Origin of the sequence: Pseudomonas sp. 25 R 14, from assembly GCF_900004755.1 — a bacterium.
Lineage (GTDB): Bacteria > Pseudomonadota > Gammaproteobacteria > Pseudomonadales > Pseudomonadaceae > Aquipseudomonas > Aquipseudomonas brenneri.
On the sequence record NZ_CVTS01000036.1, the window covers coordinates 45,534 to 70,441 of the forward strand.

24 protein-coding genes and 2 tRNA genes are annotated in these 24,908 nt (G+C 57.9%); 4 read left to right on the forward strand and 22 right to left on the reverse strand.

What is annotated here, in order from left to right; genetic code table 11:
• Positions 1 to 18: 18 nt before the first annotated feature.
• From nusA to rlmE, 10 genes are all read right to left on the reverse strand, one after another.
• Positions 19 to 1,500: a transcription termination factor NusA gene (gene nusA, locus BFQ03_RS09470; RefSeq protein WP_029298976.1), complete on the reverse strand. Its 1,482-nt coding sequence runs from the start codon at positions 1,498 to 1,500 to the stop codon at positions 19 to 21.
• Between the two features lie 59 nt (positions 1,501 to 1,559).
• On the reverse strand, positions 1,560 to 2,018 hold the full coding sequence (gene rimP, locus BFQ03_RS09475; protein ID WP_032862957.1) for a ribosome maturation factor RimP: 459 nt from the start codon (positions 2,016 to 2,018) through the stop codon (positions 1,560 to 1,562).
• Positions 2,019 to 2,158: 140 nt separating this feature from the next.
• Positions 2,159 to 2,235: transfer RNA gene (locus BFQ03_RS09480), tRNA-Met, on the reverse strand.
• A gap of 96 nt (positions 2,236 to 2,331) precedes the next feature.
• Positions 2,332 to 2,417 (reverse strand) — tRNA-Leu (locus BFQ03_RS09485).
• 22 nt (positions 2,418 to 2,439) lie between these two features.
• Positions 2,440 to 2,823, reverse strand: coding sequence for a preprotein translocase subunit SecG (gene secG / locus BFQ03_RS09490; protein WP_032862914.1), 384 nt, complete (start codon positions 2,821 to 2,823; stop codon positions 2,440 to 2,442).
• Positions 2,824 to 2,827: 4 nt separating this feature from the next.
• Positions 2,828 to 3,583, reverse strand: a complete 756-nt coding sequence (gene tpiA / locus BFQ03_RS09495; protein ID WP_032862913.1) for a triose-phosphate isomerase — start codon at positions 3,581 to 3,583, stop codon at positions 2,828 to 2,830.
• Positions 3,584 to 3,649: 66 nt separating this feature from the next.
• On the reverse strand, positions 3,650 to 4,987 hold the full coding sequence (gene glmM / locus BFQ03_RS09500) for a phosphoglucosamine mutase (RefSeq protein WP_065942928.1): 1,338 nt from the start codon (positions 4,985 to 4,987) through the stop codon (positions 3,650 to 3,652).
• A 16-nt stretch (positions 4,988 to 5,003) separates the two neighbouring features.
• Positions 5,004 to 5,855: a dihydropteroate synthase gene (gene folP / locus BFQ03_RS09505; protein WP_065942929.1), complete on the reverse strand. Its 852-nt coding sequence runs from the start codon at positions 5,853 to 5,855 to the stop codon at positions 5,004 to 5,006.
• Between the two features lie 8 nt (positions 5,856 to 5,863).
• A complete protein-coding gene (gene ftsH / locus BFQ03_RS09510; protein ID WP_032862907.1) occupies positions 5,864 to 7,774 on the reverse strand; it encodes an ATP-dependent zinc metalloprotease FtsH in 1,911 nt (636 codons plus the stop codon).
• Positions 7,775 to 7,974: 200 nt separating this feature from the next.
• On the reverse strand, positions 7,975 to 8,625 hold the full coding sequence (gene rlmE, locus BFQ03_RS09515; RefSeq protein WP_032862906.1) for a 23S rRNA (uridine(2552)-2'-O)-methyltransferase RlmE: 651 nt from the start codon (positions 8,623 to 8,625) through the stop codon (positions 7,975 to 7,977).
• A 105-nt stretch (positions 8,626 to 8,730) separates the two neighbouring features.
• Here rlmE and BFQ03_RS09520 point away from each other — a divergent pair, with 105 nt between their 5' ends.
• Complete coding sequence (locus BFQ03_RS09520; RefSeq protein WP_029298992.1) at positions 8,731 to 9,039, forward strand: YhbY family RNA-binding protein; 309 nt, start codon at positions 8,731 to 8,733, stop codon at positions 9,037 to 9,039.
• Between the two features lie 8 nt (positions 9,040 to 9,047).
• Here BFQ03_RS09520 and BFQ03_RS09525 read toward each other — a convergent pair whose 3' ends face one another.
• The 8 genes from BFQ03_RS09525 to grpE all read right to left on the reverse strand — a co-directional run bounded on the left by BFQ03_RS09525 (position 9,048) and on the right by grpE (position 19,528).
• Positions 9,048 to 9,452 carry a hypothetical protein gene (locus BFQ03_RS09525; protein ID WP_032862904.1) on the reverse strand — a complete coding sequence of 135 codons (405 nt, stop codon included), beginning with the start codon at positions 9,450 to 9,452 and terminating at the stop codon, positions 9,048 to 9,050.
• Between the two features lie 28 nt (positions 9,453 to 9,480).
• Positions 9,481 to 9,957, reverse strand: coding sequence for a transcription elongation factor GreA (gene greA, locus BFQ03_RS09530; protein WP_032862903.1), 477 nt, complete (start codon positions 9,955 to 9,957; stop codon positions 9,481 to 9,483).
• Positions 9,954 to 13,175 carry a carbamoyl-phosphate synthase large subunit gene (gene carB / locus BFQ03_RS09535; protein WP_032862901.1) on the reverse strand — a complete coding sequence of 1,074 codons (3,222 nt, stop codon included), beginning with the start codon at positions 13,173 to 13,175 and terminating at the stop codon, positions 9,954 to 9,956. The genes greA and carB overlap by 4 nt, the downstream gene beginning before the upstream one ends.
• 105 nt (positions 13,176 to 13,280) lie before the next feature.
• Positions 13,281 to 14,417 carry a glutamine-hydrolyzing carbamoyl-phosphate synthase small subunit gene (gene carA, locus BFQ03_RS09540; protein ID WP_065942930.1) on the reverse strand — a complete coding sequence of 379 codons (1,137 nt, stop codon included), beginning with the start codon at positions 14,415 to 14,417 and terminating at the stop codon, positions 13,281 to 13,283.
• Positions 14,418 to 14,676: 259 nt separating this feature from the next.
• Positions 14,677 to 15,483, reverse strand: a complete 807-nt coding sequence (dapB, locus tag BFQ03_RS09545) for a 4-hydroxy-tetrahydrodipicolinate reductase (RefSeq protein WP_032862899.1) — start codon at positions 15,481 to 15,483, stop codon at positions 14,677 to 14,679.
• 10 nt (positions 15,484 to 15,493) lie between these two features.
• Entirely contained in the window at positions 15,494 to 16,618 is a 1,125-nt protein-coding gene (dnaJ, locus tag BFQ03_RS09550; RefSeq protein ID WP_032862898.1) for a molecular chaperone DnaJ, read from the reverse strand.
• A 316-nt stretch (positions 16,619 to 16,934) separates the two neighbouring features.
• A complete protein-coding gene (dnaK, locus tag BFQ03_RS09555; RefSeq protein ID WP_032862897.1) occupies positions 16,935 to 18,857 on the reverse strand; it encodes a molecular chaperone DnaK in 1,923 nt (640 codons plus the stop codon).
• A gap of 101 nt (positions 18,858 to 18,958) precedes the next feature.
• Positions 18,959 to 19,528 (reverse strand): nucleotide exchange factor GrpE, encoded by a 570-nt coding sequence (gene grpE / locus BFQ03_RS09560; protein WP_032862896.1) that lies wholly within the window; start codon positions 19,526 to 19,528, stop codon positions 18,959 to 18,961.
• Positions 19,529 to 19,759: 231 nt separating this feature from the next.
• On the opposite strand from grpE, the gene recN reads away from it, so the two are divergent.
• The gene (gene recN, locus BFQ03_RS09565) at positions 19,760 to 21,433 is read left to right on the forward strand and encodes a DNA repair protein RecN (RefSeq protein WP_065942931.1); all 1,674 of its coding nucleotides are present in this window, start codon (positions 19,760 to 19,762) and stop codon (positions 21,431 to 21,433) included.
• 95 nt (positions 21,434 to 21,528) lie between these two features.
• Here recN and fur read toward each other — a convergent pair whose 3' ends face one another.
• The gene (gene fur / locus BFQ03_RS09570) at positions 21,529 to 21,933 is read right to left on the reverse strand and encodes a ferric iron uptake transcriptional regulator (protein WP_003194220.1); all 405 of its coding nucleotides are present in this window, start codon (positions 21,931 to 21,933) and stop codon (positions 21,529 to 21,531) included.
• Positions 21,934 to 22,031: 98 nt separating this feature from the next.
• Between fur and BFQ03_RS09575 the strand changes: the two genes are divergently transcribed.
• The gene (locus tag BFQ03_RS09575) at positions 22,032 to 22,559 is read left to right on the forward strand and encodes an outer membrane protein assembly factor BamE (protein ID WP_032862893.1); all 528 of its coding nucleotides are present in this window, start codon (positions 22,032 to 22,034) and stop codon (positions 22,557 to 22,559) included.
• A 61-nt stretch (positions 22,560 to 22,620) separates the two neighbouring features.
• Here BFQ03_RS09575 and BFQ03_RS09580 read toward each other — a convergent pair whose 3' ends face one another.
• Positions 22,621 to 22,935, reverse strand: coding sequence for an RnfH family protein (locus BFQ03_RS09580; protein WP_065942932.1), 315 nt, complete (start codon positions 22,933 to 22,935; stop codon positions 22,621 to 22,623).
• Entirely contained in the window at positions 22,928 to 23,362 is a 435-nt protein-coding gene (locus BFQ03_RS09585; RefSeq protein ID WP_032862891.1) for a type II toxin-antitoxin system RatA family toxin, read from the reverse strand. Before BFQ03_RS09585 ends, BFQ03_RS09580 begins: the two co-directional genes overlap by 8 nt.
• A 168-nt stretch (positions 23,363 to 23,530) precedes the next feature.
• On the opposite strand from BFQ03_RS09585, the gene smpB reads away from it, so the two are divergent.
• Entirely contained in the window at positions 23,531 to 24,013 is a 483-nt protein-coding gene (smpB, locus tag BFQ03_RS09590) for an SsrA-binding protein SmpB (protein WP_029299012.1), read from the forward strand.
• Between the two features lie 65 nt (positions 24,014 to 24,078).
• On the opposite strand, the gene BFQ03_RS09595 is transcribed toward smpB, so the two are convergent.
• Positions 24,079 to 24,846: an FCD domain-containing protein gene (locus tag BFQ03_RS09595; RefSeq protein ID WP_065942933.1), complete on the reverse strand. Its 768-nt coding sequence runs from the start codon at positions 24,844 to 24,846 to the stop codon at positions 24,079 to 24,081.
• Positions 24,847 to 24,908 lie beyond the last annotated feature (62 nt).

Here is a 24,908-nt window from a genome sequence, read left to right on the forward strand (position 1 = left end):
TCCTCAGGCCGCGCCTAATTACTCGAACCAATGGGCTCGGGCGGCCATGATCAACTTGCCGGCACGATCATCGTCAATGCCGTCGATGTCGAGCAGGTCGTCAATAGACTGCTCGGCCAGGTCTTCGCGGGTAATTACGCCGCGCACCGCCAGTTCCATCGCCAAATCCTTGTCCATACCCTCAAGCGAGAGCAGGTCTTCGGCCGGATGGGCGTCTGCCAGCTTTTCCTCAGTAGCGATGGCTTTAGTCAACAAGCGATCCTTGGCCCGAGCGCGAAGCTCGTTGACGGTGTCTTCGTCAAAGCCGTCGATGTTGAGCATTTCCTCCACCGGTACGTAGGCAATCTCTTCCAGGCTGGTAAAGCCTTCATCTACCAGCACCTGTGCCAGGTCTTCGTCGACTTCCAGCTCGTCGATGAAGTTGCGCAGGATGTCGCCGGTTTCTGCTTGCTGCTTAGCCTGGATGTCCGATTCGGTCATGACGTTCAGGGTCCAGCCAGTCAACTGGCTGGCCAAACGTACGTTCTGACCACCGCGACCGATGGCCTGGGCCAGATTGTCTGCGCCAACGGCGATGTCCATTGCATGGGCATCTTCGTCAACAATAATTGCCGCGACTTCAGCCGGGGACATGGCGTTGATCACGAACTGCGCCGGGTTATCGTCCCACAGCACGATATCCACACGCTCACCGCCCAATTCGCCCGACACTGCCTGGACACGCGAACCGCGCATACCAATGCAAGCGCCCTGCGGGTCGATGCGTTTGTCCTTGGAACGGACCGCGATCTTGGCGCGCGAACCCGGGTCGCGGGACGCAGCCATGACTTCGATCAGGCCTTCGGCAATTTCCGGCACTTCGATACGGAACAGCTCGATCAACATTTCCGGCGCGGTACGCGACAGGATCAGTTGAGGGCCACGGTTCTCGGTGCGGATTTCCTTGAGCAGCGCACGCAAACGCACGCCAACACGGAAGGTTTCGCGGGAAATGATGTCTTCACGGGCCAGCAACGCTTCAGCGTTGTTACCCAGGTCGACGATCACGTTGTCGCGGGTCACTTTCTTCACGGTGCCGGAGATGATTTCCCCCAGGCGCTCGCGATAGGCGTCAACGACTTGAGCACGCTCGGCTTCGCGGACCTTTTGCACGATGACTTGCTTGGCAGTCTGTGCAGCGATACGACCGAACTCGATGGACTCGATCTTTTCCTCGACGACGTCACCAACCTGGGCACCAGGATGCGTCAGCGCAACCTTGCTTGGCCAGGTTTCGATGGCCGGATCATCAAGATCGGCTTCTTCGACGACCGTCCAGCGACGGAAAGTCTCATAGGCTCCGGTGTGGCGATTGATTTCCACACGCAGATCAACTTCGTCTTCAAAACGCTTTTTGGTAGCAGTGGCCAGGGCCAGCTCCAGCGCTTCAAAAATCACGTTTGCCGGTACGCCCTTTTCATTGGATACCGACTCAACAACCAGCAGTACTTCTTTGCTCATCGTACGCCTCGCCTTTCGCAAGCCATTGGATCCGCGGGATCCGCAGTTTCTGGCACGTCTCAGTCAAAACTGGGAATAATGTTGGCCTTGTCGATCATATCGATCGGCAACAGGAACTCGTGGTCTTCTACCTGCACCACTACATCCTGTTCTTCTACACCGCGCAGAAGGCCCTGAAAGTTGCGTCGCCCTTCAAAGGGAGATCGCAGCTTGATCTTCACTTGTTCACCGACATATTTAGCAAACTGCTCAATAGTGAACAGTGGGCGTTCCATGCCTGGCGAGGAAACTTCGAGGGTGTATTCAACGGCAATCGGATCTTCAACATCCAGGACACCGCTGATCTGACGGCTGACAATGGCACAATCGTCCACCAGCACACCGCCCTCTTTATCGATATAAACGCGCAACATTGAGTGGCGACCTTGAGCCGAAAACTCAATACCCCAGCATTCATAGCCTAGGGCCACGACCACCGGGGCCAGCAAGGCCTGCAACTCTTCTAGCTTGCTCGACACCTGAACCCCCTCGTGCATGTATGTGCATGCTGTGCAAAATAAAAAAATGGGCGAAACGCCCATCCTTGAAACGCCGTCGAACAGCGGCGTTGAAAGTGTCCAGCTAACAAAAAGCCCCTTAAAAGGGGCTCCGCTAAAACTGGTTGCGGGGGCCGGATTTGAACCGACGACCTTCGGGTTATGAGCCCGACGAGCTACCAGACTGCTCCACCCCGCGACAAAGCTGGGGCGGAAGTATACGACCGATCCCTTACAGGGTCAATGTAACCTTCCACCTACAAGAAAGCCCGCAATTGCGGGCTCTCCTGATAATTGGTACCGAGAAGGGGACTCGAACCCCTACACCCTATGGGCACAACCACCTCAAGGTTGCGTGTCTACCAATTCCACCACCTCGGCAATACAGCGCTTACAACCCTTCTTACTTTTGCTCTTGAGCTGGAGGTACGTCAGTCGCTGGAGTAGCCGACTTTTGCTCTTGAAGCACCGGGACATCATCAGAAGCCGGTTTTGCTTTTGGAACTTCCAACACTGCTGGATTTGGCAAACCTGCCTGAGTCAGCACTTGAGCTTTCTCTTTAGCAAAGTAACCTAACCCCAAGCTGGTTATGAAGAAACCTGCGGCAAGTATAGCAGTAAACTTACTAAGAAAGGTAGAGGAACCTTGGCTTCCGAACACAGTATTTGAAGCACCTGCCCCGAAAGACGCACCAGCGTCCGCACCCTTGCCCTGTTGCAGCAATACCAGGGCAACAACGCCCAGCGCACCCAACAGATGAAAAACGACTACGACTGTTTCCAGCATTTTCTCAGTTTCCCGCGGCGCGACAAATCGCACCGAACTCATCTGCATTCAGGGAAGCTCCACCAATGAGCCCCCCATCGATATCCGGCATGCCGAACAGTTCGACCGCATTGGCCGCCTTCACGCTGCCGCCGTATAGAAGCCGCACACCTTGTGCGACCTCAGAATTCTCTGCCGCCAACTGCGCGCGGATGGCTGCGTGCACATCCTGCGCCTGTTGCGGTGTAGCAGTCAGCCCGGTACCAATGGCCCAGACCGGCTCGTAAGCAATTACTGCCTTTGCAAATGCACCAACACCCAGCTCCTCGATGATGCTGCCCAGCTGACGCGAGACAACTTCAAGAGTCTTGCCGGATTCACGCTGCTCAAGGGTCTCCCCTATGCACAACACGGGAATCAGGCCACAAGCCTGTGCCGCTGCGAACTTGCGATTGAGTGTCCCATCACGTTCGCCCATCATCTGACGGCGCTCGGAGTGCCCAACGAGCACATAGGAACAACCTGCATCAACCAGCTGACTCGATGCAATCTCACCGGTCAACGCACCCTGCATGGCTTCTACCGCGCAATTCTGCCCGCCGACCTGGATCGACTTGCCTTTCAAGCCATCAACCACTTGGTTGATATGCAAGCAAGGCGGGAATACCGCGATATCGACACCGCTCGGCAGGGCCAAGTGACGAAGGCCATTGACCAGCTCAGCGACACTGGCGCGGGTACCGTGCATCTTCCAGTTACCAGCTACCATAGTGCGACGCATGCTGTACCTCGTCGGTCAAAGTGGGCGCAGATGTTACCCAACCGCATCAACACTGGCAAGCCGAATTCAGACGCAAACTTCAGTTACCAGTTTTGCCAGCTCTTCGGCATAGCCGCGAACCTGTGTTTCGTCATCGCCTTCGACCATGACACGCACCAAAGGCTCGGTTCCCGACTTGCGCAACAGGACCCGGCCACGGCCAGCCATGGCGACGGTAACGCGCTCACAGGCTTCTTTGATCGCCGGGTGCTCGATAGGGTTTTCGCCCCCCGAGAAACGCACATTGAGCAGCACCTGAGGGCACTTGCGCAGAGCCTGGCGCGCCTGGGCCAGGCTTTCTTCACGGCGACGCAAGGCCAATAGCACTTGCAACGCGGCAATGATCGCATCGCCGGTAGTGGTGTGCTGGAAGCACACAACATGCCCCGAATTCTCGCCACCTATCACCCAGTTACGCTCCAGCAACTCGGCGATCACGTAGCGGTCGCCAACATTGGCCCGCACGAACGGAATCCCCAGGTCGGCCAGGGCCAACTCCAGCCCCAGATTGCTCATCAGGGTACCGACCACGCCACCTTGCAGCTTGTTGCGCTCCTGCAGGTCACGGGCAATGATGAACAGCAGGTCGTCACCATCAACGATGGCGCCTGTATGGTCGACCATCAATACGCGGTCGCCATCGCCATCAAAGGCAATCCCCAGGTCCGCGTGCTCAGCCAAGACCGCAGCCTGCAATTGGCCCATATGGGTCGAGCCACAGTTATCGTTGATATTCAGACCGTTAGGCTGGGCCGACAACACGGTGACCTCGGCGCCCAACTCCTTGAATACGCTAGGGGCTACCTTGTAGGTCGCACCGTGAGCACAATCGATGACAATCTTGAGCCCGGCAAAATTGGTGCTGGTGGGCACGCTGCTTTTACAAAACTCGATATAACGACCCGAAGCGTCGTTGATCCGCGAAACCTTGCCCAGCTTGCTCGACTCGACGACGGTCATCGGCGCATCCAGCAACTCTTCAATCATGTGCTCAATCTCGTCCGGCAGCTTGGTGCCCTGGCCCGAGAAGAACTTGATGCCGTTGTCATCATGGGGATTGTGCGAAGCGCTGATCACAATACCGGCTTGCGCATGAAAGGTACGCGTCAGGTAAGCGATCGCCGGCGTAGGCATCGGCCCCAGCAACATCACATCAGCCCCGGCAGCGGACAGGCCCGCCTCCAGCGCAGATTCGAACATATAGCCGGAAATCCGCGTGTCCTTACCGACAAGGATGCGGCATGCGCCCATGCTGCGGAAGGCCATCCCGGCCGCCCAGCCCAGCTTGAGCATGAAATCCGGAGTGATCGGAAACTCGCCGACCCGACCACGAATACCGTCAGTGCCAAAATATTTTTTAGTCATAAGTGCTCCATCATTCTTATTCGGCTGATTCTACCGCTTCGATCATCCGCACGACGTCAACTGTCTCGGCCACATCATGCACCCGCAGAATGCGCGCGCCCTTGGCCACGGCAAGCGCCGCCAGGGCCAGGCCGCCATGCAGGCGCTCGCCCACAGGGCGATTCAAGGCCATGCCTATCATGCTCTTGCGCGACACCCCAACCAACAGGGGGCGACCAAGGGCGTGCAGGGATTCCATATGCTTGAACAGGCTCAAGTTGTGCTGCAGGGTTTTGGCAAAACCAAACCCCGGATCGAGGATGATCCGTTCTGGCGCAATGCCCGCGACGGCGCATTGGGCAATGCGCTCGGCAAGAAATTCCGTCACTTCATCAACAAGATTGTCGTAGTGAGGGGCATCCTGCATCGTCCCGGGCTCGCCGAGCATATGCATCAGGCAGACAGGCAGCCCCGTGGCAGCAGCTGCATCCAGCGCTCCGTCGCGCTGCAGTGAGCGGACGTCGTTGATCAACCCCGCCCCGAGCCGTGCAGTTTCACGCATGACGGCGGGCGTCGAAGTGTCTACTGAAATGATTACATCCAGCTCGCGGTGGATTCGCTCAACAATCGGCGCAACACGCTCCATCTCCTCCAACGGGGAAACAGCACGCGCGCCAGGCCGGGTTGACTCACCACCGACATCGATAATGGTCGCACCCGCAGCCACCATCGCTTCCGCATGGCGCAATGCCACATCCAGCTGACTGAAACGACCACCGTCGGAAAAGGAGTCAGGGGTTACATTGAGAATGCCCATGACATGAGTATGGGCCAAATCAAGAACCCGGCTGCCGCAAGGCAACCGGGTGGAGGACAACGCAGAAGTCATTTCAAGCCTTAAAGGTCGGCAGCCGGGCCGCCGATTGGGTTTTCCGGGCGCTCGTTCTGTACCACTGGCGGAGTGCCTGAAGTACCCGAACCACCTTCCCAATCGCGAGGCTCGCGAGGCGCACGACCAGCCATGATGTCGTCGATCTGCTCGGCATCAATGGTCTCGTACTTCATCAAGGCATCAGCCATGGCGTCGAGCTTGTCACGGTTATCGGTAAGGATCTGCTTGGCCGTGCCGTAGCACTGGTCAATGATGCTGCGCACTTCAGAGTCGATCAGCTTGGCAGTCTCGCCGGAGAAGCTGGCACCTTGACCACCGCCGCCACGACCCAGGAACACTTCGCCTTCTTCCTCGGCATACATCAGCGGGCCGAGCTTTTCCGACAGACCCCACTTGGTAACCATGTTCCGCGCAATCTGGCTGGCACGCATGATGTCGTTGGAAGCGCCGGTGGTTACACCATCGAAGCCCAAGGTCATCTCTTCAGCAATACGACCACCGTACAGCGAGCAGATCTGGCTGATCAGGGCGCGCTTGGAAAGGCTGTAGCGATCCTCTTCCGGCAGGAACATGGTGACACCCAGTGCCCGACCACGAGGAATGATCGATACCTTGTAGACCGGGTCATGCTCAGGCACAACGCGACCGACAATGGCGTGACCGGCTTCGTGATAAGCGGTGTTCTGCTTCTCTTTCTCGGACATGACCATGGATTTGCGCTCGGCACCCATCATGATCTTGTCTTTGGCCAGCTCGAATTCTTTCATCTCGACGATGCGCTTGCCGGTACGGGCAGCGAACAGCGAGGCCTCGTTCACCAGGTTGGCCAGGTCGGCACCGGAGAAACCAGGGGTACCACGGGCAATCACACCTGGAGCCACGTCATCGCCCATTGGCACTTTGCGCATATGGACTTTGAGAATCTGCTCGCGGCCACGGATATCTGGCAAGCCAACCACGACCTGACGGTCGAAACGGCCCGGACGCAGCAGCGCAGGGTCAAGTACGTCAGGACGGTTGGTGGCGGCAATCACGATGATGCCATCGTTCATTTCGAAGCCGTCCATCTCCACCAGCAACTGGTTGAGGGTCTGCTCACGCTCGTCGTGACCACCGCCCATGCCAGCACCACGATGGCGACCGACAGCGTCGATTTCATCGATGAAGATGATGCACGGCGCGTGTTTCTTGGCCTGCTCGAACATGTCACGCACACGGCTGGCACCCACGCCGACGAACATCTCGACGAAGTCGGAACCGGAAATGGTGAAGAACGGAACCTTGGCTTCGCCGGCAATCGCCTTGGCGAGCAGGGTTTTACCGGTACCCGGTGGGCCGACCATCAGCACACCGCGAGGAATACGACCACCCAGGCGCTGGAACTTGCCCGGATCACGCAGGAACTCGACCAACTCGCCGACTTCTTCCTTGGCTTCGTCACAACCGGCAACGTCAGCCAGGGTAGTTTTTACCTGATCTTCGGAAAGCAGGCGCGCCTTGCTCTTGCCGAAGCTCATCGGCCCGCCCTTGCCCCCTGCACCACCTTGCATCTGGCGCATGAAGAACATGAACACCGCGATGATCACCAGGATCGGGAAGCTGGCGACCAAAAGCTGGGTCCAGATACTCTGCTGCTCAGGCTGCTTGCCTTCAACGATGACCTTGTTGTCCACCAGGTCGCCAATCAGGCCATTGTCCTGGATCGCCGGACGGATGGTCTTGAAGCTGTCACCGTCGTTACGTTTGCCGGTGATCACGTAGCCATCAACCGCTACGCGCTCGACCTTGCCATCCTTAACTTGCTGGATGAAGTCGGAATAGTTGAGGGTCTGCGGCTCGTTAGGGCTGGAGAAGTTGTTCATCACCGTCACCAGGACAGCCGCGATGATCAACCACAGGATAAGATTCTTTGCCATATCGTTCAATTAACTACCCTCTGAAGCAAGCTCCGCTACTGGCGCGCGCTTCGCATGATATTCACCGGCCTAACTTACTACATTACCTACAACTCTGGCAGGCGCCGTCTGTAACCCTTTGTGAAACTTTGACTACACAATATTCGTAAAGCTTCGTGACGAAAGCGATATAAAAAAACCTATCGCCTACCTCCAATTCCTCAAAAACGCTCTTCGCTTGCAGCGCCCTCGACACCGCGGAAGCCGCGGCACAACAAATACTGCTCCCTGGATCGGTCCCGGGAAGAATCAGGCTTGCGCGTCTGCACCTTGTCGAACAACTTGCGAATGTTCTTGTGGTACTCGTCAAAACCCTCGCCCTGGAAGACCTTCACCAGGAAATCTCCACCCGGACGCAAAACCCGACCCGCCAAATCCAGCGCCAACTCACAAAGGAACATCGCGCGCGGCATATCGACGGCCGGTAATCCACTCATATTGGGGGCCATGTCGGAAATCACAAGGTCTACCTGCGAATTTCCCACAGCCTCAAGAATCTGGGCGAGGACGGCGTCCTGGGTGAAGTCACCATGAACAAAGGTCACATCCGGGATGCTGTCCATTTCCAGGATGTCCGACGCAATCAGTCGCCCCTGCCCACCAATCAGACGACTGGTCACCTGGGACCAGCCACCCGGGGCGGCACCCAGGTCAATAACGCTCATGCCTGGGCGGATCAACTTGTCCTTGTCCTGGATCTCCAGCAGCTTGTAACTGGCCCGTGAACGGTAGCCGTCCTTCTGCGCCTTTTTGACGTAAGGATCGTTGAAATGCTCTTGCAGCCACTTAAGGCTAGTTTTGGAACGGGCCACGGGCCACCTCGAAAATAAAACGGGTCGTGATTAACTGGGCGGTCCCGGACTCGCTCGGGTAAACTGGCCGCCGCTTTTTACAAGATCAGACGCAGGGGTCAGATTATGCCGCTCACTCAAGAGCAGAAGAAACAGTACAAATCCATTGGCCACCATCTGAAACCAGTTCTGATTGTGGCAGACAACGGTTTGACTGAAGGTGTGTTAGCCGAACTTGAACGCGCATTAGGCGATCACGAGCTGATCAAGATCAAGGTCAACATCCTTGATCGCGAAGCACGCCTGGCCGCCATTGCAGAACTGTGCAAGGTGGGCAAAGCGGACCTGGTTCAGGTCATCGGCAAGATGGCGCTGCTGTATCGCAAGAATTTCAGCGCCAACAAGCAACTGTCGAACGTTCATCGCTTCAAATGATTCAAGGGTCACGGGCGTGCTTCGCGCGCCCTGCCGCTCCACCCAGGTGCAGGCTGTACCACCAGCACCAAGCCAGAAAACCCTAGCACAAGATAGCTGAACAGCTGCCAGCGCAACGCTTCCGGCAGCAACATACGCACCACGCAATACATTGCACATGCATACAGCGCCATCAACAGCAGTTGCCCACGCATATCCCGCCACAAACTCCCCAAACCCTCGGCCTTGATCAGCACCAGCGCCTGGAGCGTCACGCACGTGGCTGCAAAACCTACCAGCAACGCACTCAATAATCCGCCGATCTCATCAATCAGCAACGGCGCCAGGCCAATCATGCCCAGCACCGGCAATACACCCAGATGTAACAGCCACAGGCCGCCAACCCAGAGCATCTGGGTCAACTGCCAAAGCATGGCGCCCGCTCGAAGCGGGCGCCGCCTTTCAGATGTGACGAACTTCGACAATCTCGTACTCGATCACGCCACCAGGCGTCTTGACGGCCACCACATCACCCTCTTCCTTGGCAATCAAGGCACGGGCCAGCGGCGAGCCGACGGAGATCTTGCCGAGTTTGAAGTCAGCCTCATCCTCACCCACGATGTGGTAAGTCACGCTTTCATCAGTCTCGACGTTGGCGATTTCCACCGTTGTGCCGAAAATCACCTTGCCGGTCTTGGGGATGGTCGTGACATCGATGATGACCGCATTCTGCATGCGCCCCTCGATATCACGGATCCGCGCCTCGACCATACCCTGCTGCTCGCGGGCAGCATGGTATTCGGCGTTTTCCTTCAAGTCACCCAGCTCACGGGCCGTACCGATGTCCTGGCTCAGCTTTGGACGTACGACCTTGGTCAGGTGGGCGTGCTCCTCTTCCAGGGCCTTGGCGCCCTGGACAGTCATTGGATATTTGATCATGCCTTCAATCCTGCGTGTAGATCCTGCAAGCGACGTACGGTTTTTTCCGGACCGAACTTGAGCGCTTCACAGATGGCTTCGCCAGCAGCAATGGTGGTGGTGCAATAGATCTTGTGCTGCAAGGCGTTACGACGAATGGAGTAGGAGTCCGCGATCGACTGGCGACCTTCGGTGGTGTTGATGATCAGGGTGACTTCGTCATTCTTGATCATGTCGACCACGTGTGGACGGCCTTCCGTTACCTTGTTCACGCGACGCACTTTCAGGCCGGCCGCTTCAATCAGCTTGGCGGTCCCTGCGGTGGCCACGACTTCGAAGCCCAAGTTGATCAGATCACGCGCCACACCTGCAACCAGTGGTTTGTCATCATCACGCACGCTGATAAACGCAGTACCGCCGGTCGGCAGCACTTCGCTGGCGCCCATCTGGGCCTTGGCAAAGGCTTCGCCGAAGGTGTCGCCCACGCCCATCACTTCACCGGTGGACTTCATCTCTGGGCCCAGGATCGGGTCCACGCCAGGGAATTTGGCGAATGGGAACACCGCCTCTTTCACGCTGTAGAAGTTCGGAATGATTTCCTTAGTGAAGCCGATTTCCTTCAAGGTCTTACCGGCCATCACACGGGCGGCGATCATCGCCAGGGACACACCGATGCACTTGGAAACAAACGGCACGGTACGCGAGGCACGCGGGTTGACTTCGATGACGTAGATGTCTTCGCCTTGCAGCGCCAACTGTACGTTCATCAGGCCAACCACGCCCAATTCCAGGGCCATTTTCTTGACCTGTTCACGCATCTCGTCCTGGATGTGCAGCGGCAGCGAGTACGGCGGCAGGGAACAGGCCGAGTCGCCGGAGTGAACGCCCGCCTGCTCGATGTGCTGCATGATCGCACCAATCACCACGTCGGTACCGTCGCAGACCGCATCCACGTCCATTTCGATGGCGCAGTTGAGGAAGTGGTCCAGCAGCACCGGGCTGTCGTTGGACACTTTCACCGCATCACGCAGGTAGCGCTTGAGTTCTTCTTCTTCGTAGACGATTTCCATCGCCCGGCCGCCCAGTACGTAGGACGGACGCACCACCAACGGGTAGCCGATCTTGCTGGCTGCACGGATGGCCTCGTCTTCGCTGCGCACGGTAGCGTTTGGCGGCTGGCGCAGGTTCAGGCGCTCAACCATTTGCTGGAAGCGCTCACGGTCTTCGGCACGGTCGATGGCGTCAGGGCTGGTACCGATGATCGGCACGCCGGCCGCTTCCAGGGCACGCGCCAGTTTCAGCGGGGTTTGCCCGCCGTACTGGACGATCACGCCTTTTGGCTTCTCGACGCGACAGATTTCCAGCACGTCTTCCAGCGTTACCGGCTCGAAGTACAGGCGGTCGGAAGTGTCGTAGTCAGTAGAAACAGTTTCCGGGTTGCAGTTGACCATGATGGTCTCGTACCCGTCTTCGCGCAGGGCGAGGGCGGCGTGTACGCAGCAGTAGTCGAACTCGATGCCCTGGCCGATACGGTTTGGACCGCCGCCCAGGATGATGATCTTGTCGCGGCCCGACGGCGCGGCTTCGCACTCTTCCTCATAGGTGGAGTACAGGTACGCGGTATCGGTGGCGAACTCCGCGGCGCAGGTGTCAACGCGCTTGTAGACCGGGAAGATATCCAGCTTGTGGCGATGCGTGCGCAGGTTCTTCTCGGTCACACCCAGCAGCTTGGCCAGACGCTGGTCGGAGAAGCCTTTGCGCTTGAGGCGGAACATCAGGTCGCGGTCGATAGAGGAAAGACCCAGGGTCTTGACCTTTTCTTCTTCCTTGATCAGATCTTCGATCTGCACCAGGAACCACGGGTCAATCATGTTCATGCCGAAGATGTCTTCGACGGTCATGCCAGCGCGGAAAGCATCAGCCACGTACCAGATACGCTCGGCGCCCGGCACGGTCAGCTCGCGCTTGAGGATACTCATGCTTTCCGGGTTGCTCAGGTCGAGCTTCTCGTCCAGGCCGCAAACGCCCACTTCCAGGCCACGCAGGGCTTTTTGCAGGGATTCCTGGAACGTCCGGCCGATAGCCATGACTTCACCGACCGACTTCATCTGAGTGGTCAGGCGGGCGTCGGCTTTCGGGAACTTCTCGAAGGCAAAGCGTGGCAGCTTGGTCACGACGTAGTCGATGGACGGTTCGAAGGACGCCGGCGTAGCACCGCCAGTGATTTCGTTTTGCAACTCGTCCAAGGTGTAACCGATCGCCAGCTTGGCAGCGATGCGCGCAATCGGGAAGCCGGTAGCTTTTGATGCGAGCGCCGAAGAACGCGATACACGCGGGTTCATCTCGATCACGACCATGCGGCCTGTGTCCGGGCAGATGCCGAACTGAACGTTGGAACCGCCGGTTTCAACGCCGATCTCACGCAGTACCGCCAATGAGGCGTTACGCATGATCTGGTATTCCTTGTCCGTCAGGGTCTGTGCCGGCGCAACGGTGATCGAGTCACCGGTGTGCACGCCCATCGGGTCGAAGTTTTCGATCGAGCAGACGATGATGCAGTTGTCCTTTTTGTCGCGGACAACTTCCATCTCGTACTCTTTCCAGCCGATCAGGGATTCGTCGATCAGCAGCTCTTTGGTCGGCGACAGGTCCAGACCGCGTGCGCAGATTTCTTCGAACTCTTCACGGTTGTAAGCGATACCGCCACCGGTGCCACCCATAGTGAAGGACGGACGGATAATGCACGGGAAACCCAGCTTTTCGAGAACCGCGTTGGCCTCTTCCATGCTGTGGGCGATACCCGAGCGCGGGCAGTCAAGACCGATGGACTTCATGGCCTTGTCGAAACGCGAACGGTCTTCAGCCTTGTCGATGGTGTCGGCATTGGCGCCAATCATCTCTACGCCGAACTTTTCCAGGACGCCTTCGCGCTCCAGGTCCAGGGCGCAGTTCAGTGCAGTCTGGCCGCCCATGGTCGGCAGCAGTGCGTCCGGGCGCTCTTTCTCGATGATCTTGGCAACGGTCTGCCATTTGATCGGTTCGATGTAGGTGGCGTCGGCCATGTCCGGGTCGGTCATGATGGTGGCCGGGTTGGAGTTCACCAGGATGACGCGGTAACCCTCTTCACGCAGGGCCTTGCAGGCCTGGGCGCCGGAGTAGTCGAATTCGCATGCCTGGCCGATAACGATCGGGCCAGCGCCGAGAATCAGGATGCTTTTTATGTCTGTACGTTTTGGCATGGGTTTGTCACTCAAATCCGCAGGTCAGTCGGCAAGCCGTCTTGAACAATCCTTGAAGAGCCTGAGGGGGCCGCCGATTTTCCGGGCCACCCTCAGGCCACTCATTTAGCGTCGCTTGGCCATCTCATTGATGAAACGGTCGAACAGCGGCGCTACGTCGTTCGGGCCCGGGCTTGCTTCAGGGTGGCCCTGGAAGCTGAACGCGCTCTTGTCGGTGCGCTCGATACCCTGCAGGGAACCGTCGAACAGCGACTTGTGAATGGCACGCACGTTGGCCGGCAAGGTGGCTTCGTCCACCGCAAAACCGTGGTTCTGGCTAGTGATCATCACGACGCCAGTGTCCAGGTCTTGCACCGGGTGGTTGGCACCATGATGGCCGTGGCCCATTTTCAGGGTCTTGGCACCGGAGGCCAGGGCCAGCAGCTGGTGGCCCAGGCAGATACCGAATACCGGGATCTCGGTTTCCAGCACATCCTTGATCGCCTGGATCGCGTAGTCGCAAGGCTCCGGATCGCCCGGGCCATTGGACAGAAACACGCCATCCGGTTGCAGGGCCAGCACATCGCTGGCCGGGGTTTGCGCCGGCACCACGGTCACGCGGCAACCACGTTCGACCAGCATGCGCAGGATGTTGTACTTAACGCCGTAGTCATAAGCGACCACGTGGTAAGGCAGCTCGCTAGCCTCGATGGTCGCGTGACTGTCAGTCTTCAAGTCCCAGACAGTGGAGCGCCACTCGTACTGTTCTTGGGTGCTGACGACTTTCGCCAGATCCATGCCTTTCAGGCCAGGGAAGCCTTGCGCTGCAGCAATCGCTGCGGCTTCGGAAACATTGTCACCGACCATGATGCAGCCATTCTGCGAGCCTTTTTCACGCAGGATGCGTGTCAGGCGGCGCGTATCGATACCGGCGATCGCCACAACGTTGTTGGCTTTCAGGTAATCGGACAGCGACATCGTGTTACGCCAGTTGCTCGCAACCAGTGGCAGGTCACGAATCACCAGACCGGCCGACCAGACACGATCAGACTCGACGTCTTCCGGCGTAGTACCGGTGTTGCCGATGTGCGGATAGGTCAGGGTAACGATCTGCTGGGCGTAGGAAGGATCGGTAAGGATTTCCTGATAGCCGGTCATGGCGGTGTTAAACACCACCTCTCCAACGGTCTGACCGTCGGCTCCAATGGCTTCGCCGCGAAAAATGCTGCCATCAGCAAGGGCGAGTATGGCTGGCTTAGTCAAGAAGACCTCCCGTAAATAAAGCCTGAAAGGGCGATCGCAGGTTGTAAAAAAGCGGAGTGACGTATGGACACGTCACCCCGCTTCTTCACTGAATTATTCTGCGCGCTTTTAGTGGACACACTAAAGCTGTAGCTTACAGAAAAAGGCTTTTTTGGTCCACCGCTAAAGAGCCTAAAAGGCAGGAGAATGCGACAGGACGTCGCTTAGCGGGTAAAAACGGGGCCCTAGAGTAATACCCAGGGCCCGTTTTTGCTACTGATTAACGCAGATCCAGCACGTCTTGCATGTCATAGAGGCCCGCTTCGCGCCCCTCCAGCCACAATGCCGCACGCACCGCGCCCTTGGCGAAGGTCATGCGGCTGGAGGCCTTGTGAGTGATTTCCAGGCGCTCGCCTTCGGCAGCAAACAGCACCGTGTGATCACCCACCACGTCACCACCGCGCACCGTGGCAAAGCCAATGGTTTCACGCTCGCGCGCACCGGTATGGCCTTCGCGGCCATATACCGCGACTTTCGACAGGTCGCGCCCCAGGGCATCGGCAATCACTTCGCCCATGCGCATGGCAGTACCCGATGGCGCATCCACTTTGTGGCGGTGATGCGCCTCGATGATCTCGATGTCCGCGTCATCACCCAGTACCCGTGCAGCCATGTCGAGCAACTTCAGCGACAGGTTGACGCCCACACTGAAGTTGGCGGCAAACACGATCGGAATATCCTTGCCCGCCGCGACAAGCAATTGCTTTTGCTCGGCATTCAGGCCAGTGGTACCAATAACCATGGCCTTGCCCGCCTTGCGGCAGAACGCCAGGTTTTTCAGCATCACCTCGGGCAGGGTGAAGTCGATCAATACATCAAATTCATCAGCCACTTGCTCCAGGCTGCCAGACAACGCCACACCGATCCGCCCCAGCGAAGCCAGCTCACCGGCATCGGCACCGATCAGCGTACTGCCCGGACGCACGATTGCCGCCGTCAACCCCGACAGAGGCGAGCGTTGCTGCACCGCCTCCACCAGGTTCTTGCCCATGCGCCCGGCGGCGCCCATCACTGCTATACGTCGCATATCCACGTCCTTACAGGTCGCCGAAGAAGCGCTTCACGCCTTCAAACCAGCCAGCGGTCTTGGGCGAATGGGAGCCATCACCGTCCAGGGAGCTGCGGAACTCTTCGAGCAACTCACGCTGACGACGATCCAGGTTGACCGGAGTCTCGACAGCCACACGGCACATCAAGTCGCCCGCCCCACCGCCACGCACTGGCGCAACGCCTTTGCCACGGATGCGGAACTGCTTGCCGGTCTGCGTCCCCTCAGGGATCTTCAGCTTGACGCGACCATCGAGGGTCGGAATCTCCAGCTCGCCACCCAGGGCAGCATCGACAAAGCTGATCGGCACTTCACAGAACAGGTGCTTGCCGTCGCGCTGGAAGATCGAGTGCTCGCGCACATTGATCACCACGTACAGATCGCCCGTCGGACCACCCTGCGTACCTGCCTCACCTTCACCCGACAAACGGATACGGTCGCCGGTATCGACACCTGCCGGCACTTTCACCGACAGGGTCTTGTACTCTTCGACACGCCCTTCGCCGTGACAGGAGTCGCACGGATCGGAAATGATCTTGCCCTGACCATGGCAGCGCGGACAGGTTTGCTGAACAGAGAAAAACCCCTGCTGCATGCGTACCTGGCCAATACCACCACAGGTTGGGCACGTAATCGGCGACGAGCCCTTCTTGGCACCCGAACCGTCACACGGTTTGCAATTGACCAGCGTCGGCACGCGGATGTTGACGCTAGTGCCGCGCACAGCCTCTTCCAGGTTCAGCTCCAGGGTGTAGCGCAAGTCGCTACCACGCTGGGCACCGCCACGCTGACCACCACGACCGCCACCGAAGAAGTCGCTGAACACGTCGCCGAAGATATCGGAGAAGTTCTGGCCGCCAAAACCGGCACCGCCGCCGCCCATGCTCGGATCGACACCGGCGTGGCCGTACTGGTCGTAGGCCGCGCGCTTGTTCGGATCACACAGGCATTCGTAGGCCTCATTGGCCTCTTTGAACATTTCTTCGGATTCTTTGTTATCCGGATTACGGTCCGGGTGGTGCTTCATCGCCAGACGACGGTAGGCCTTCTTCAGGTCCGCCTCGCTGGAGCCGCGCTCCACACCCAACACTTCGTAATAGTCACGCTTTGCCATAAGTCTTTGCACTCTTAAGGACGTTCGGCAAAACCCTCCTGAGCTTACCAAACTCGTTGAGCCCCAATACAGGCCCGGACCCAACTCACGTCAAATTCAACGATCCTGGTCTTTACTGCTCTCAGCCGAGACCCAGCTAAAAACGCGGTGACTGTCGATCGCAAAGCAGGAGCATTCCCGATCACACCGCCAGCATCCGAACCTTGTCGCATGCTGTAAAAATTCGCGTACCCCAGACACGCCAACGCGGGAGCAAGCTCCCGCGCGGCGACATCCTACCAGTCACCGCTTGATAGCGGTCAACCGGGCGACCAAGTTACTTCTTCTGGCCTTCTTTGACTTCTTCGAACTCGGCATCGACAACGTCGTCGTGCTTGGCTTCAGGCTCTGCCTGTTGCGCAGCGCCATCACCTTGCGGAGCCTGCTCGGCGTACATCTTCTGAGCAACCGGCGCGGAGACTTTCGACAACTCCTCAACCTTGGCTTCGATGGTGGCCTTGTCGTCGCCTTTGACGGCGGCTTCCAGGGCAACCACGGCTGCTTCGATTGCGGTCTTCTCTTCAGCAGTCACTTTTTCGCCAGCATCAACGATCATTTTGCGCGTCGAGTGAACCAGCGCATCACCCTGGTTGCGGGCAGCGGCCAGCTCTTCAAACTTCTTGTCGGCCTCGGCATTGGTTTCAGCATCACGAATCATCTGTTGAATTTCTTCATCAGACAGACCGGAGTTGGCCTTGATCGTGATCTTCTGCTCCTTGCCGGTAGCCTTGTCTTTCGCGCCGACGTGCAAGATACCGTTGGCATCGATGTCGAAGGTCACTTCGATTTGTGGCACGCCACGTGGTGCTGGTGGAATATCGGCCAGGTCGAACTTGCCCAGGGACTTGTTCTGAGCAGCCTGCTTACGCTCACCTTGCAGCACGTGAATGGTCACAGCGCCTTGGTTGTCATCGGCAGTCGAGAACACTTGCGATTTCTTGGTAGGAATCGTGGTGTTTTTCTCGATCAGCGCAGTCATCACGCCGCCCATGGTTTCGATACCCAGGGTCAGCGGGCTGACGTCCAGCAGCAACACGTCTTTCACGTCGCCGGCCAATACCGCACCCTGGATAGCAGCACCCATGGCAACCGCTTCGTCCGGGTTCACGTCTTTACGTGCTTCTTTACCGAAGAACTCGGTCACTTTCTGCTGTACCAACGGCATACGAGTCTGACCACCGACCAGAATCACGTCGTTGATCGCACCCACGTCGATACCGGCATCTTTCAAAGCGGTACGGCAAGGTTCGATGGTGCGCTGAACCAGGTCTTCAACCAGGGATTCGAGCTTGGCGCGCGAGATCTTCACGTTCAAGTGCTTAGGGCCGGTGGCATCTGCTGTGATGTACGGCAGGTTCACGTCGGTCGACATGCTCGACGACAGCTCGATCTTCGCTTTTTCAGCAGCTTCTTTCAGGCGCTGCATGGCCAGCGGATCACCCTTGAGGTTCATGCCGCTTTCTTTCTTGAATTCGTCGACGAGGTAGTCGATCAGACGAATGTCAAAGTCTTCACCGCCCAGGAACGTGTCACCGTTGGTGGCCAACACTTCGAACTGGTGCTCACCGTCGACTTCAGCGATTTCGATCACGGAAACGTCGAAGGTGCCGCCACCCAGGTCATAAACGATCACAGTGTGATCGCCCTTGGCCTTGTCCATACCGTAGGCCAGAGCGGCTGCGGTTGGTTCGTTGATGATGCGTTTTACGTCCAGGCCCGCAATGCGGCCGGCGTCTTTGGTCGCTTGACGCTGGCTGTCGTTGAAGTAGGCAGGAACGGTGATCACCGCTTCAGTCACTGCTTCACCGAGGTAGTCTTCGGCAGTTTTCTTCATCTTTTTCAAGACTTCAGCCGAGATCTGCGGTGCAGACATCTTGTTGCCGTTTACTTCAACCCAGGCGTCACCGTTGTCAGCCTTGGCGATTTTGTAAGGCACCATCTTGATGTCTTTTTGTACGACTTCTTCGTCGAACTTACGACCGATCAGACGTTTCACCGCGTACAGGGTGTTGTGCGGGTTGGTTACAGCCTGACGCTTGGCCGACTGACCAACGAGGATTTCACCGTCGTTGGCGTATGCAATGATCGACGGCGTGGTACGCGCGCCTTCGGCGTTTTCGATAACTTTGGCTTTGCCGTTTTCCATGACGGAGACGCAGGAGTTGGTGGTCCCCAGGTCGATACCGATAATTTTGCCCATGATTTACTCTCCCGAAACTTGAATTTGGTTGCCGCAGCAGTGGTGGCTGACTGCGACAGACTTAAACACTTGACTTATAAATGGGGTCGTTACGAAGGATTTCAAGCCTGCTCGTCAATCGACGGTGCAACAGGTGCAGGAGCCTTGCTCACCACGACCATCGCAGGGCGCAACAAGCGACCATTGAGCAAGTAACCCTTCTGGAACACTTTCAACACACTATTGGGCTCAAGATCTGCACTTTCCTGCATCGCCATGGCCTGGTGATGTTCAGCGTTGAACGGCTCACCGCCTTGCGGATCGATGGCTTCCAACTGATAACGCTTCAGGGTGTCCTGGAACATTTTCAGGGTCAGTTCGATCCCCTCGCGCATGGCGCGGATGTTTTCGTCGTCCGGGTTGGACAACTCAAGGCCACGCTCCAGGCTGTCGATGATCGGCAACAGATCACCGGCAAACTTTTCCAGCGCGAACTTGTGGGCTTTCTCTACATCCTGCTCGGCGCGGCGGCGGACGTTCTGCAGATCGGCAGCAACACGCAAAGCCTGATCCTGAGCGCCTACCAACTGCTCTTCGAGCACTTGCACACGAGCCGCCAGGTCTTCACCCGCTGCCTGCGAGGCCTGGTTGGCGTCTGGGTTTTGCGTATCCAGCGTCTGTTCGTCAGCCATAGTTCTCTCCTTTCTAAATCCTGCGCGAACTCGACTCGCGCTTCTGTTCCGGTATATGGGGCCACAATTTCCAGGTTCAAGGGCCGACATGTCCCGACTCATACTTTCCACTCATTCCTCATCGCACTAAAAAAAACTACCACCCAAGCAAATTGAGCTAAGCCGCAGGATTGTCAGCCCAGAACAAAACACTGTATAAATAACCAGACCTAAAGCCTGGGAGCAGCCGTCATGCTGGTTCACCTGTCCGTACATAACTACGCCATCGTCGAGCATCTGGATCTTGAACTGGATCGCGGGATGAGCGTAATCACAGGCGAAACCGGCGCCGGCAAGTCGATCATGCTCGACGCACTGGGCCTGACCCTGGGCGACCGCGCCGACAGTGGCGTGGTTCGCCCCGGCGCAGACAAGGCCGACATCCTGGCAACCTTTGATCTGGCCGACATCCCGGAGGCCAGCGCCTGGCTCGCCGAACGCGACCTTGACAACGATGGCCCGTGCATCCTGCGCCGGGTAATTACCGCCGAAGGCCGCTCCCGCGGCTACATCAATGGCACGCCCTGCCCACTCGGTGATTTGAAAGCCCTTGGCGAACTGCTGATCGACATCCATAGCCAACACGAACACCAGTCCTTGCTCAAAACCGACACCCATCGGCGACTGCTGGACGAATACGCCGGCGCGACCGACCTGGCGCGCCAGGTACAACTGGCCGCACAACGCTGGCGCCAGACCCGCCAGGAGCTGGAACGGCTGTCCAATTCCGGAGACGAACAACGTGCCCGCCACCAGCTTCTCAGCTATCAGTTGGAAGAGCTGGAAAGCCTGGGCCTGGGCGAAACCGAGCTGGAACAGTTGGAGCAGGAGCACAAGAACCTGACCAATGCCGAGACACTGCTGGGCATTTGCCGCCAGGTTGTCGAGCAATGCAGCGAAAGTGACTCCGGCAATGTGCTGAATGCACTGACAGCAAGCCTTAACCGCCTGTCGAGCGTGAACAGCGGCTCTGGATCATTGAATGAAGCCACCACCCTGCTGACCAGCGCACAAATCCAGGTAGAAGAAGCCGTTGGCGAGCTGAACCGCTTCCTCGACCACTTCGATGCCGACCCGGCACGCCTGCAAGAGATCGAAGAACGCCTCGACACTATTTATACCCTGGCACGCAAACACCGTATCCAGCCGACCGAAGTCGCAGCCATGCAGCAAAAACTGCTGGACGAGATCGAAACCCTGAATGCCAATGATGAATCCATCGAGCGCCTGGGCGATGAACTGGCCTCCTTCGCCCGCCACTACCAGGAAAAGGCCCGGGAGTTGAGCGACCTGCGACATCATGCGGCAACCGGACTGGCCTGCGCCGTGGAACAGGAAATCCAACGCCTGGGCATGCCCGGCGGGCGCTTCACCATCGAGTTGCACACCAATAGCGGCAATGAACTGCAGCCCAACGGCCTGGAGCAGGTCGAACTACTGGTGAGCGCCAACCCTGGTCAACCCCTCAAGGCACTGGCCAAGGTGGCGTCCGGCGGCGAACTGTCACGGATCAGCCTGGCGATTCAGGTCATTACCGCCCAGACCTCACGCGTACCAACATTGGTATTCGACGAAGTGGACGTGGGGATCGGCGGGCCGACTGCAGAAATTGTCGGCCAATTGCTGCGCCGCCTCGGCGAGCGTGGGCAAGTCTTGACGGTTACCCACTTGCCACAGGTGGCAGCCCAGGGGCATCAGCATCTGTTCGTGCATAAGGTGCGGGGCAGCGATGCGACGCATACCGCCGTGTCCAAGCTGAACAAGACCGAGCGGGTGGAAGAAGTCGCGCGCATGCTCGGCGGCATCGACCTGACCAAGGAGTCCCTGGCTCATGCGAAAAAGATGGTGGTAACGGCAAAGGTTTGATCCCGTTCTTTCCGGGATTTTCTGGCGACAGACAGCACGAAGGCGACCCTAGGGTCGCCTTCGATCGTTTCGCAGAGTGAATCTGCGTAGCTTTCTTACTTTTTCTTACGTATGTATAGAACCAGATTATGGTCCACCAAATCGAATCCGTGCTCCTCAGCAATCTTGTGCTGCAGCGCTTCGATTTCGGGACTGGTGAACTCGATAACCTCATTGGTATCCAGGTCAACCATGTGGTCGTGATGACCACCGTCAGCCAGTTCAAAAACTGCATGACCGCCGTCGAAATTATGACGAACCACCAGCCCTGCGGCTTCAAACTGGGTCAGTACACGGTAAACCGTGGCCAGGCCGACGTCCTCGTTAGACTCCATCAGCGCCTTGTAGACATCCTCGGCACTCATGTGGCGCTGCTCGGCGGAATCGAGCATTTGTAGAATCTTGACTCGTGGCAGAGTCACTTTAAGACCGGCTTTGCGTAGTTCGCTATTTTCAACCATGGTTAGCTTTCTCGCGGATGCTGCTTCGCAGCTTCTCTTAATACGGGTATGATCGGCGTTTACGTTGTCCCAGCCAAGATAGTGGAAGTCGCCCACCGATGCAAAACACCAAGCTCTTGCTAACCAGTTTCACCCTTGTGGGACTGCTCGCACTCGCCGGTTGTTCATTCCCCGGGGTTTACAAAATCGACATCCAGCAGGGCAATGTCGTCACGCAGGACATGATAGACCAGTTACGCCCGGGAATGACCCGACGGCAAGTACGGTTTATCATGGGCAATCCCCTGCTGACCGACACATTCCATGCCGATCGCTGGGATTATCTCTATAGCCTGCAGCCTGGAGGCGGGGAGCGCCAACAGGAGCGCGTCAGTGTCATCTTTAATGGCAACGACCAGCTCGTCAGCCTTTCCGGTGACTTCATGCCTGGCGTAAGCCGCGATGAAGCCCTGCTAGGCAAGGATAACGGCACCAACGTCACTGCTCCTGTGCAGAACGGCGAGAAGCCCAAGTCCGAAGTGCCGGCCAAGCCAGGTTCTTTGCTGGATACGATCCAGAAAGACATCGACAGCGTGGAAACCGTTCCGGTGCCAACACCAGAGCCGCTGGATACTGGCCCGCAATAATTTTCATTGTTCAACAAAAAGCCCGGCATGCCGGGCTTTTTGTTGCCTGCTATTTCACAGGTCACGGATTTTGCCGCCGAGCCTCGGCCGCTTTTGCCGCTCGCAAGCGCCTCACCTCTTTGGGATCCGCCAGCAAAGGGCGATAAATTTCGATGCGATCGCCGACCTGCACGCTGCGGGTTTGCGCATCCGCCACGACCTTGCCGAAAATCCCCAAAGGGCAATTAGCCACATCCACCTCGGGAAACTGTGCCGCAATGCCTGAGGCCAACACCGCCGCCCGCAGGCTCGTACCCGGCGCAACGGCCAGGTTCAACAGCTGTTGGCGGTCTACAGCGGCGTAGACCACTTCAATCTCGATCAGCGGCTCAGCCATGCAGTTGCTTGGCTCGCTGGCAAAACGCATCCACCAGGGTATTCGCCGCCTGGTTGAACAGTGGGCCCAACGTCGCCCGCACTATGGAGCCTGCATAATCAAACGTCAGGTCCAGGCTGATCTTGCACGCCTTCTCCCCCAATGGCTTGAATACCCAGACACCGTGCAGTTGAGTGAATGGCCCTTCTTCCAGATTCATCTCGATGGACCGGCCAGGAACCAGCACATTGCTGGTCACAAATTTTTGGCCAAGCCCGCCCTTGGACACTTCCAGACTCGCACGCATATGCTCATCGCTGCTCTCCAGCACCGTGGACGAGGAGCACCAGGGCAGGAAATCCGGGTAGCTCGCCACGTCGTTGACCAGGTCATAGAGCGCTTGTGCCGGGTAAGGCAACAGGGCCGAGCGTTGAATATGCGTCGTCATGGGAGCGTTATTTCCGAAGCTGAGCGGCAAACATCGCGAAAAGACTGCCCGATTCGCGAGAGAAAAAAATCAGAGAACAGCCTGTATTGTCCGGGATTCATCCAACACGCTCAAGCACGCAGGTTGACCGTAGCCGACACGCTCGCAACTCCCTATAATGCCGCCCCTATGGCTAAACAAAAGAAACACCCAACAGGGACCATCGCGCAGAACAAGAAGGCGCGACACGATTACTTCATCGAACATCGGTTCGAGGCTGGTCTGGTCCTGGCCGGCTGGGAAGTAAAAAGTCTGCGCGCCAGCAAGTTGCAACTGGTCGACAGTTACGTGCTGCTCAAGGATGGCGAGGCCTGGCTGCTCGGCAGTCATATCACGCCGCTGATGACCGCCAGTACCCACGTGATTGCCGACCCGGTGCGTACGCGCAAGCTGCTGCTCAATGCCCGCGAACTGGAAAAGCTTGCCGCTGCCGTGCAGCAGAAGGGTTATGCCTGCGTTTGCCTGTCGTGGTACTGGAGCAAGCACCTGGTCAAGTGCGAGATCGCACTGGGCAAGGGCAAGAAGGAATACGACAAGCGCGATACCGAGCGCGAGCGCGACTCCAATCGGGAATTGCAACGCGCCGTACGCAACAAGGGCAAGGAAGACTGATCTTCCCCACCCCTTGATGCAAGCCCGCGCGGCGTAGGGACGGCTCCCTGCGCCGCAATGGCAGGCTATATGCCCTTGCGCCGCTCCGCCCGAGCCATGCGCTGCACTTCCTGACGCACCTCCTCCAACACCTCCTGCACATACAGCAGGTGACGTGTTGAAACTTCCCGTGCCTGTTCCGCCCGCCCTTCAATAATCGCCAGGTATAAATCCCGGTGCTGGTTGATCAGCATGTCGCGGGTTTCGGTGCGTTGCTGGTACATGCCGCCGATATTGGTCACCACGTTGCGCTTGAGCAAATCAAACAAGCCGCGAATGGTGTGCAGCAATACCGCGTTGTGGCTGGCCTCGGCGATAGCCAAGTGAAACCTGGCATCGGCCGCCCCCTCTTCAATGCGACTCACTTCATCATCACGCGTGTAGCAATCCTGCAACGCGTCAAAAGCTGCGGTCAGCCGCTCCCGGTCCACTTCGGTGGCGCGCAAGGCGGCGTAATACGCACAAGAGGCTTCGAGCGTCTGGCGAAACTCCAACAGATCGCGCTGGGCCTCGGGATTGCTTTCCAACAAATGCAGCAATGGATCGCTGAAGGTTGAACCCAGCGTCTCCACCACATAATTGCCGCCGCCCTGACGACTGACCAGCAACCCCTTGGCCGCCAGCTTCTGGATCGCCTCGCGCAGCGACGGGCGCGACACACCGAACTGTTCAGCCAGTGCGCGCTCGGCTGGCAATCGCTCGCCCGACTTCAACGTGCCCTCAAGGATCATCCCCTCAAGCTGCTCGACAATATCGTCGGACAAACGGCGCTGACGCACCTGATCAAACGCCATAACTGACTCTCCACGATCCCGGCCACTCGCCGGGCCCTCTATTCTGGCCTATTGCCGCGCCG

Bases quoted from the DNA above. Each gene is read 5' to 3' on its own strand.
- ftsH (WP_032862907.1), bottom strand. From the start codon at position 7,774: ATGGCAAAGAATCTTATCCTGTGGTTGATCATCGCGGCTGTCCTGGTG.
- dnaJ (WP_032862898.1), bottom strand. From the start codon at position 16,618: ATGGCAAAGCGTGACTATTACGAAGTGTTGGGTGTGGAGCGCGGCTCC.
- secG (WP_032862914.1), bottom strand. From the start codon at position 2,823: ATGCTGGAAACAGTCGTAGTCGTTTTTCATCTGTTGGGTGCGCTGGGC.
- BFQ03_RS09580 (WP_065942932.1), bottom strand. From the start codon at position 22,935: ATGGCTGAGCCGCTGATCGAGATTGAAGTGGTCTACGCCGCTGTAGAC.
- recN (WP_065942931.1), top strand. From the start codon at position 19,760: ATGCTGGTTCACCTGTCCGTACATAACTACGCCATCGTCGAGCATCTG.
- dnaK (WP_032862897.1), bottom strand. From the start codon at position 18,857: ATGGGCAAAATTATCGGTATCGACCTGGGGACCACCAACTCCTGCGTC.
- BFQ03_RS09575 (WP_032862893.1), top strand. From the start codon at position 22,032: ATGCAAAACACCAAGCTCTTGCTAACCAGTTTCACCCTTGTGGGACTG.
- dapB (WP_032862899.1), bottom strand. From the start codon at position 15,483: ATGCGACGTATAGCAGTGATGGGCGCCGCCGGGCGCATGGGCAAGAAC.
- greA (WP_032862903.1), bottom strand. From the start codon at position 9,957: ATGATCAAATATCCAATGACTGTCCAGGGCGCCAAGGCCCTGGAAGAG.
- BFQ03_RS09595 (WP_065942933.1), bottom strand. From the start codon at position 24,846: ATGGCGTTTGATCAGGTGCGTCAGCGCCGTTTGTCCGACGATATTGTC.
- glmM (WP_065942928.1), bottom strand. From the start codon at position 4,987: ATGACTAAAAAATATTTTGGCACTGACGGTATTCGTGGTCGGGTCGGC.
- BFQ03_RS09525 (WP_032862904.1), bottom strand. From the start codon at position 9,452: ATGCTTTGGCAGTTGACCCAGATGCTCTGGGTTGGCGGCCTGTGGCTG.
- smpB (WP_029299012.1), top strand. From the start codon at position 23,531: ATGGCTAAACAAAAGAAACACCCAACAGGGACCATCGCGCAGAACAAG.
- BFQ03_RS09520 (WP_029298992.1), top strand. From the start codon at position 8,731: ATGCCGCTCACTCAAGAGCAGAAGAAACAGTACAAATCCATTGGCCAC.
- BFQ03_RS09585 (WP_032862891.1), bottom strand. From the start codon at position 23,362: ATGACGACGCATATTCAACGCTCGGCCCTGTTGCCTTACCCGGCACAA.
- folP (WP_065942929.1), bottom strand. From the start codon at position 5,855: ATGACTTCTGCGTTGTCCTCCACCCGGTTGCCTTGCGGCAGCCGGGTT.
- grpE (WP_032862896.1), bottom strand. From the start codon at position 19,528: ATGGCTGACGAACAGACGCTGGATACGCAAAACCCAGACGCCAACCAG.
- carB (WP_032862901.1), bottom strand. From the start codon at position 13,175: ATGCCAAAACGTACAGACATAAAAAGCATCCTGATTCTCGGCGCTGGC.
- fur (WP_003194220.1), bottom strand. From the start codon at position 21,933: ATGGTTGAAAATAGCGAACTACGCAAAGCCGGTCTTAAAGTGACTCTG.
- nusA (WP_029298976.1), bottom strand. From the start codon at position 1,500: ATGAGCAAAGAAGTACTGCTGGTTGTTGAGTCGGTATCCAATGAAAAG.
- tpiA (WP_032862913.1), bottom strand. From the start codon at position 3,583: ATGCGTCGCACTATGGTAGCTGGTAACTGGAAGATGCACGGTACCCGC.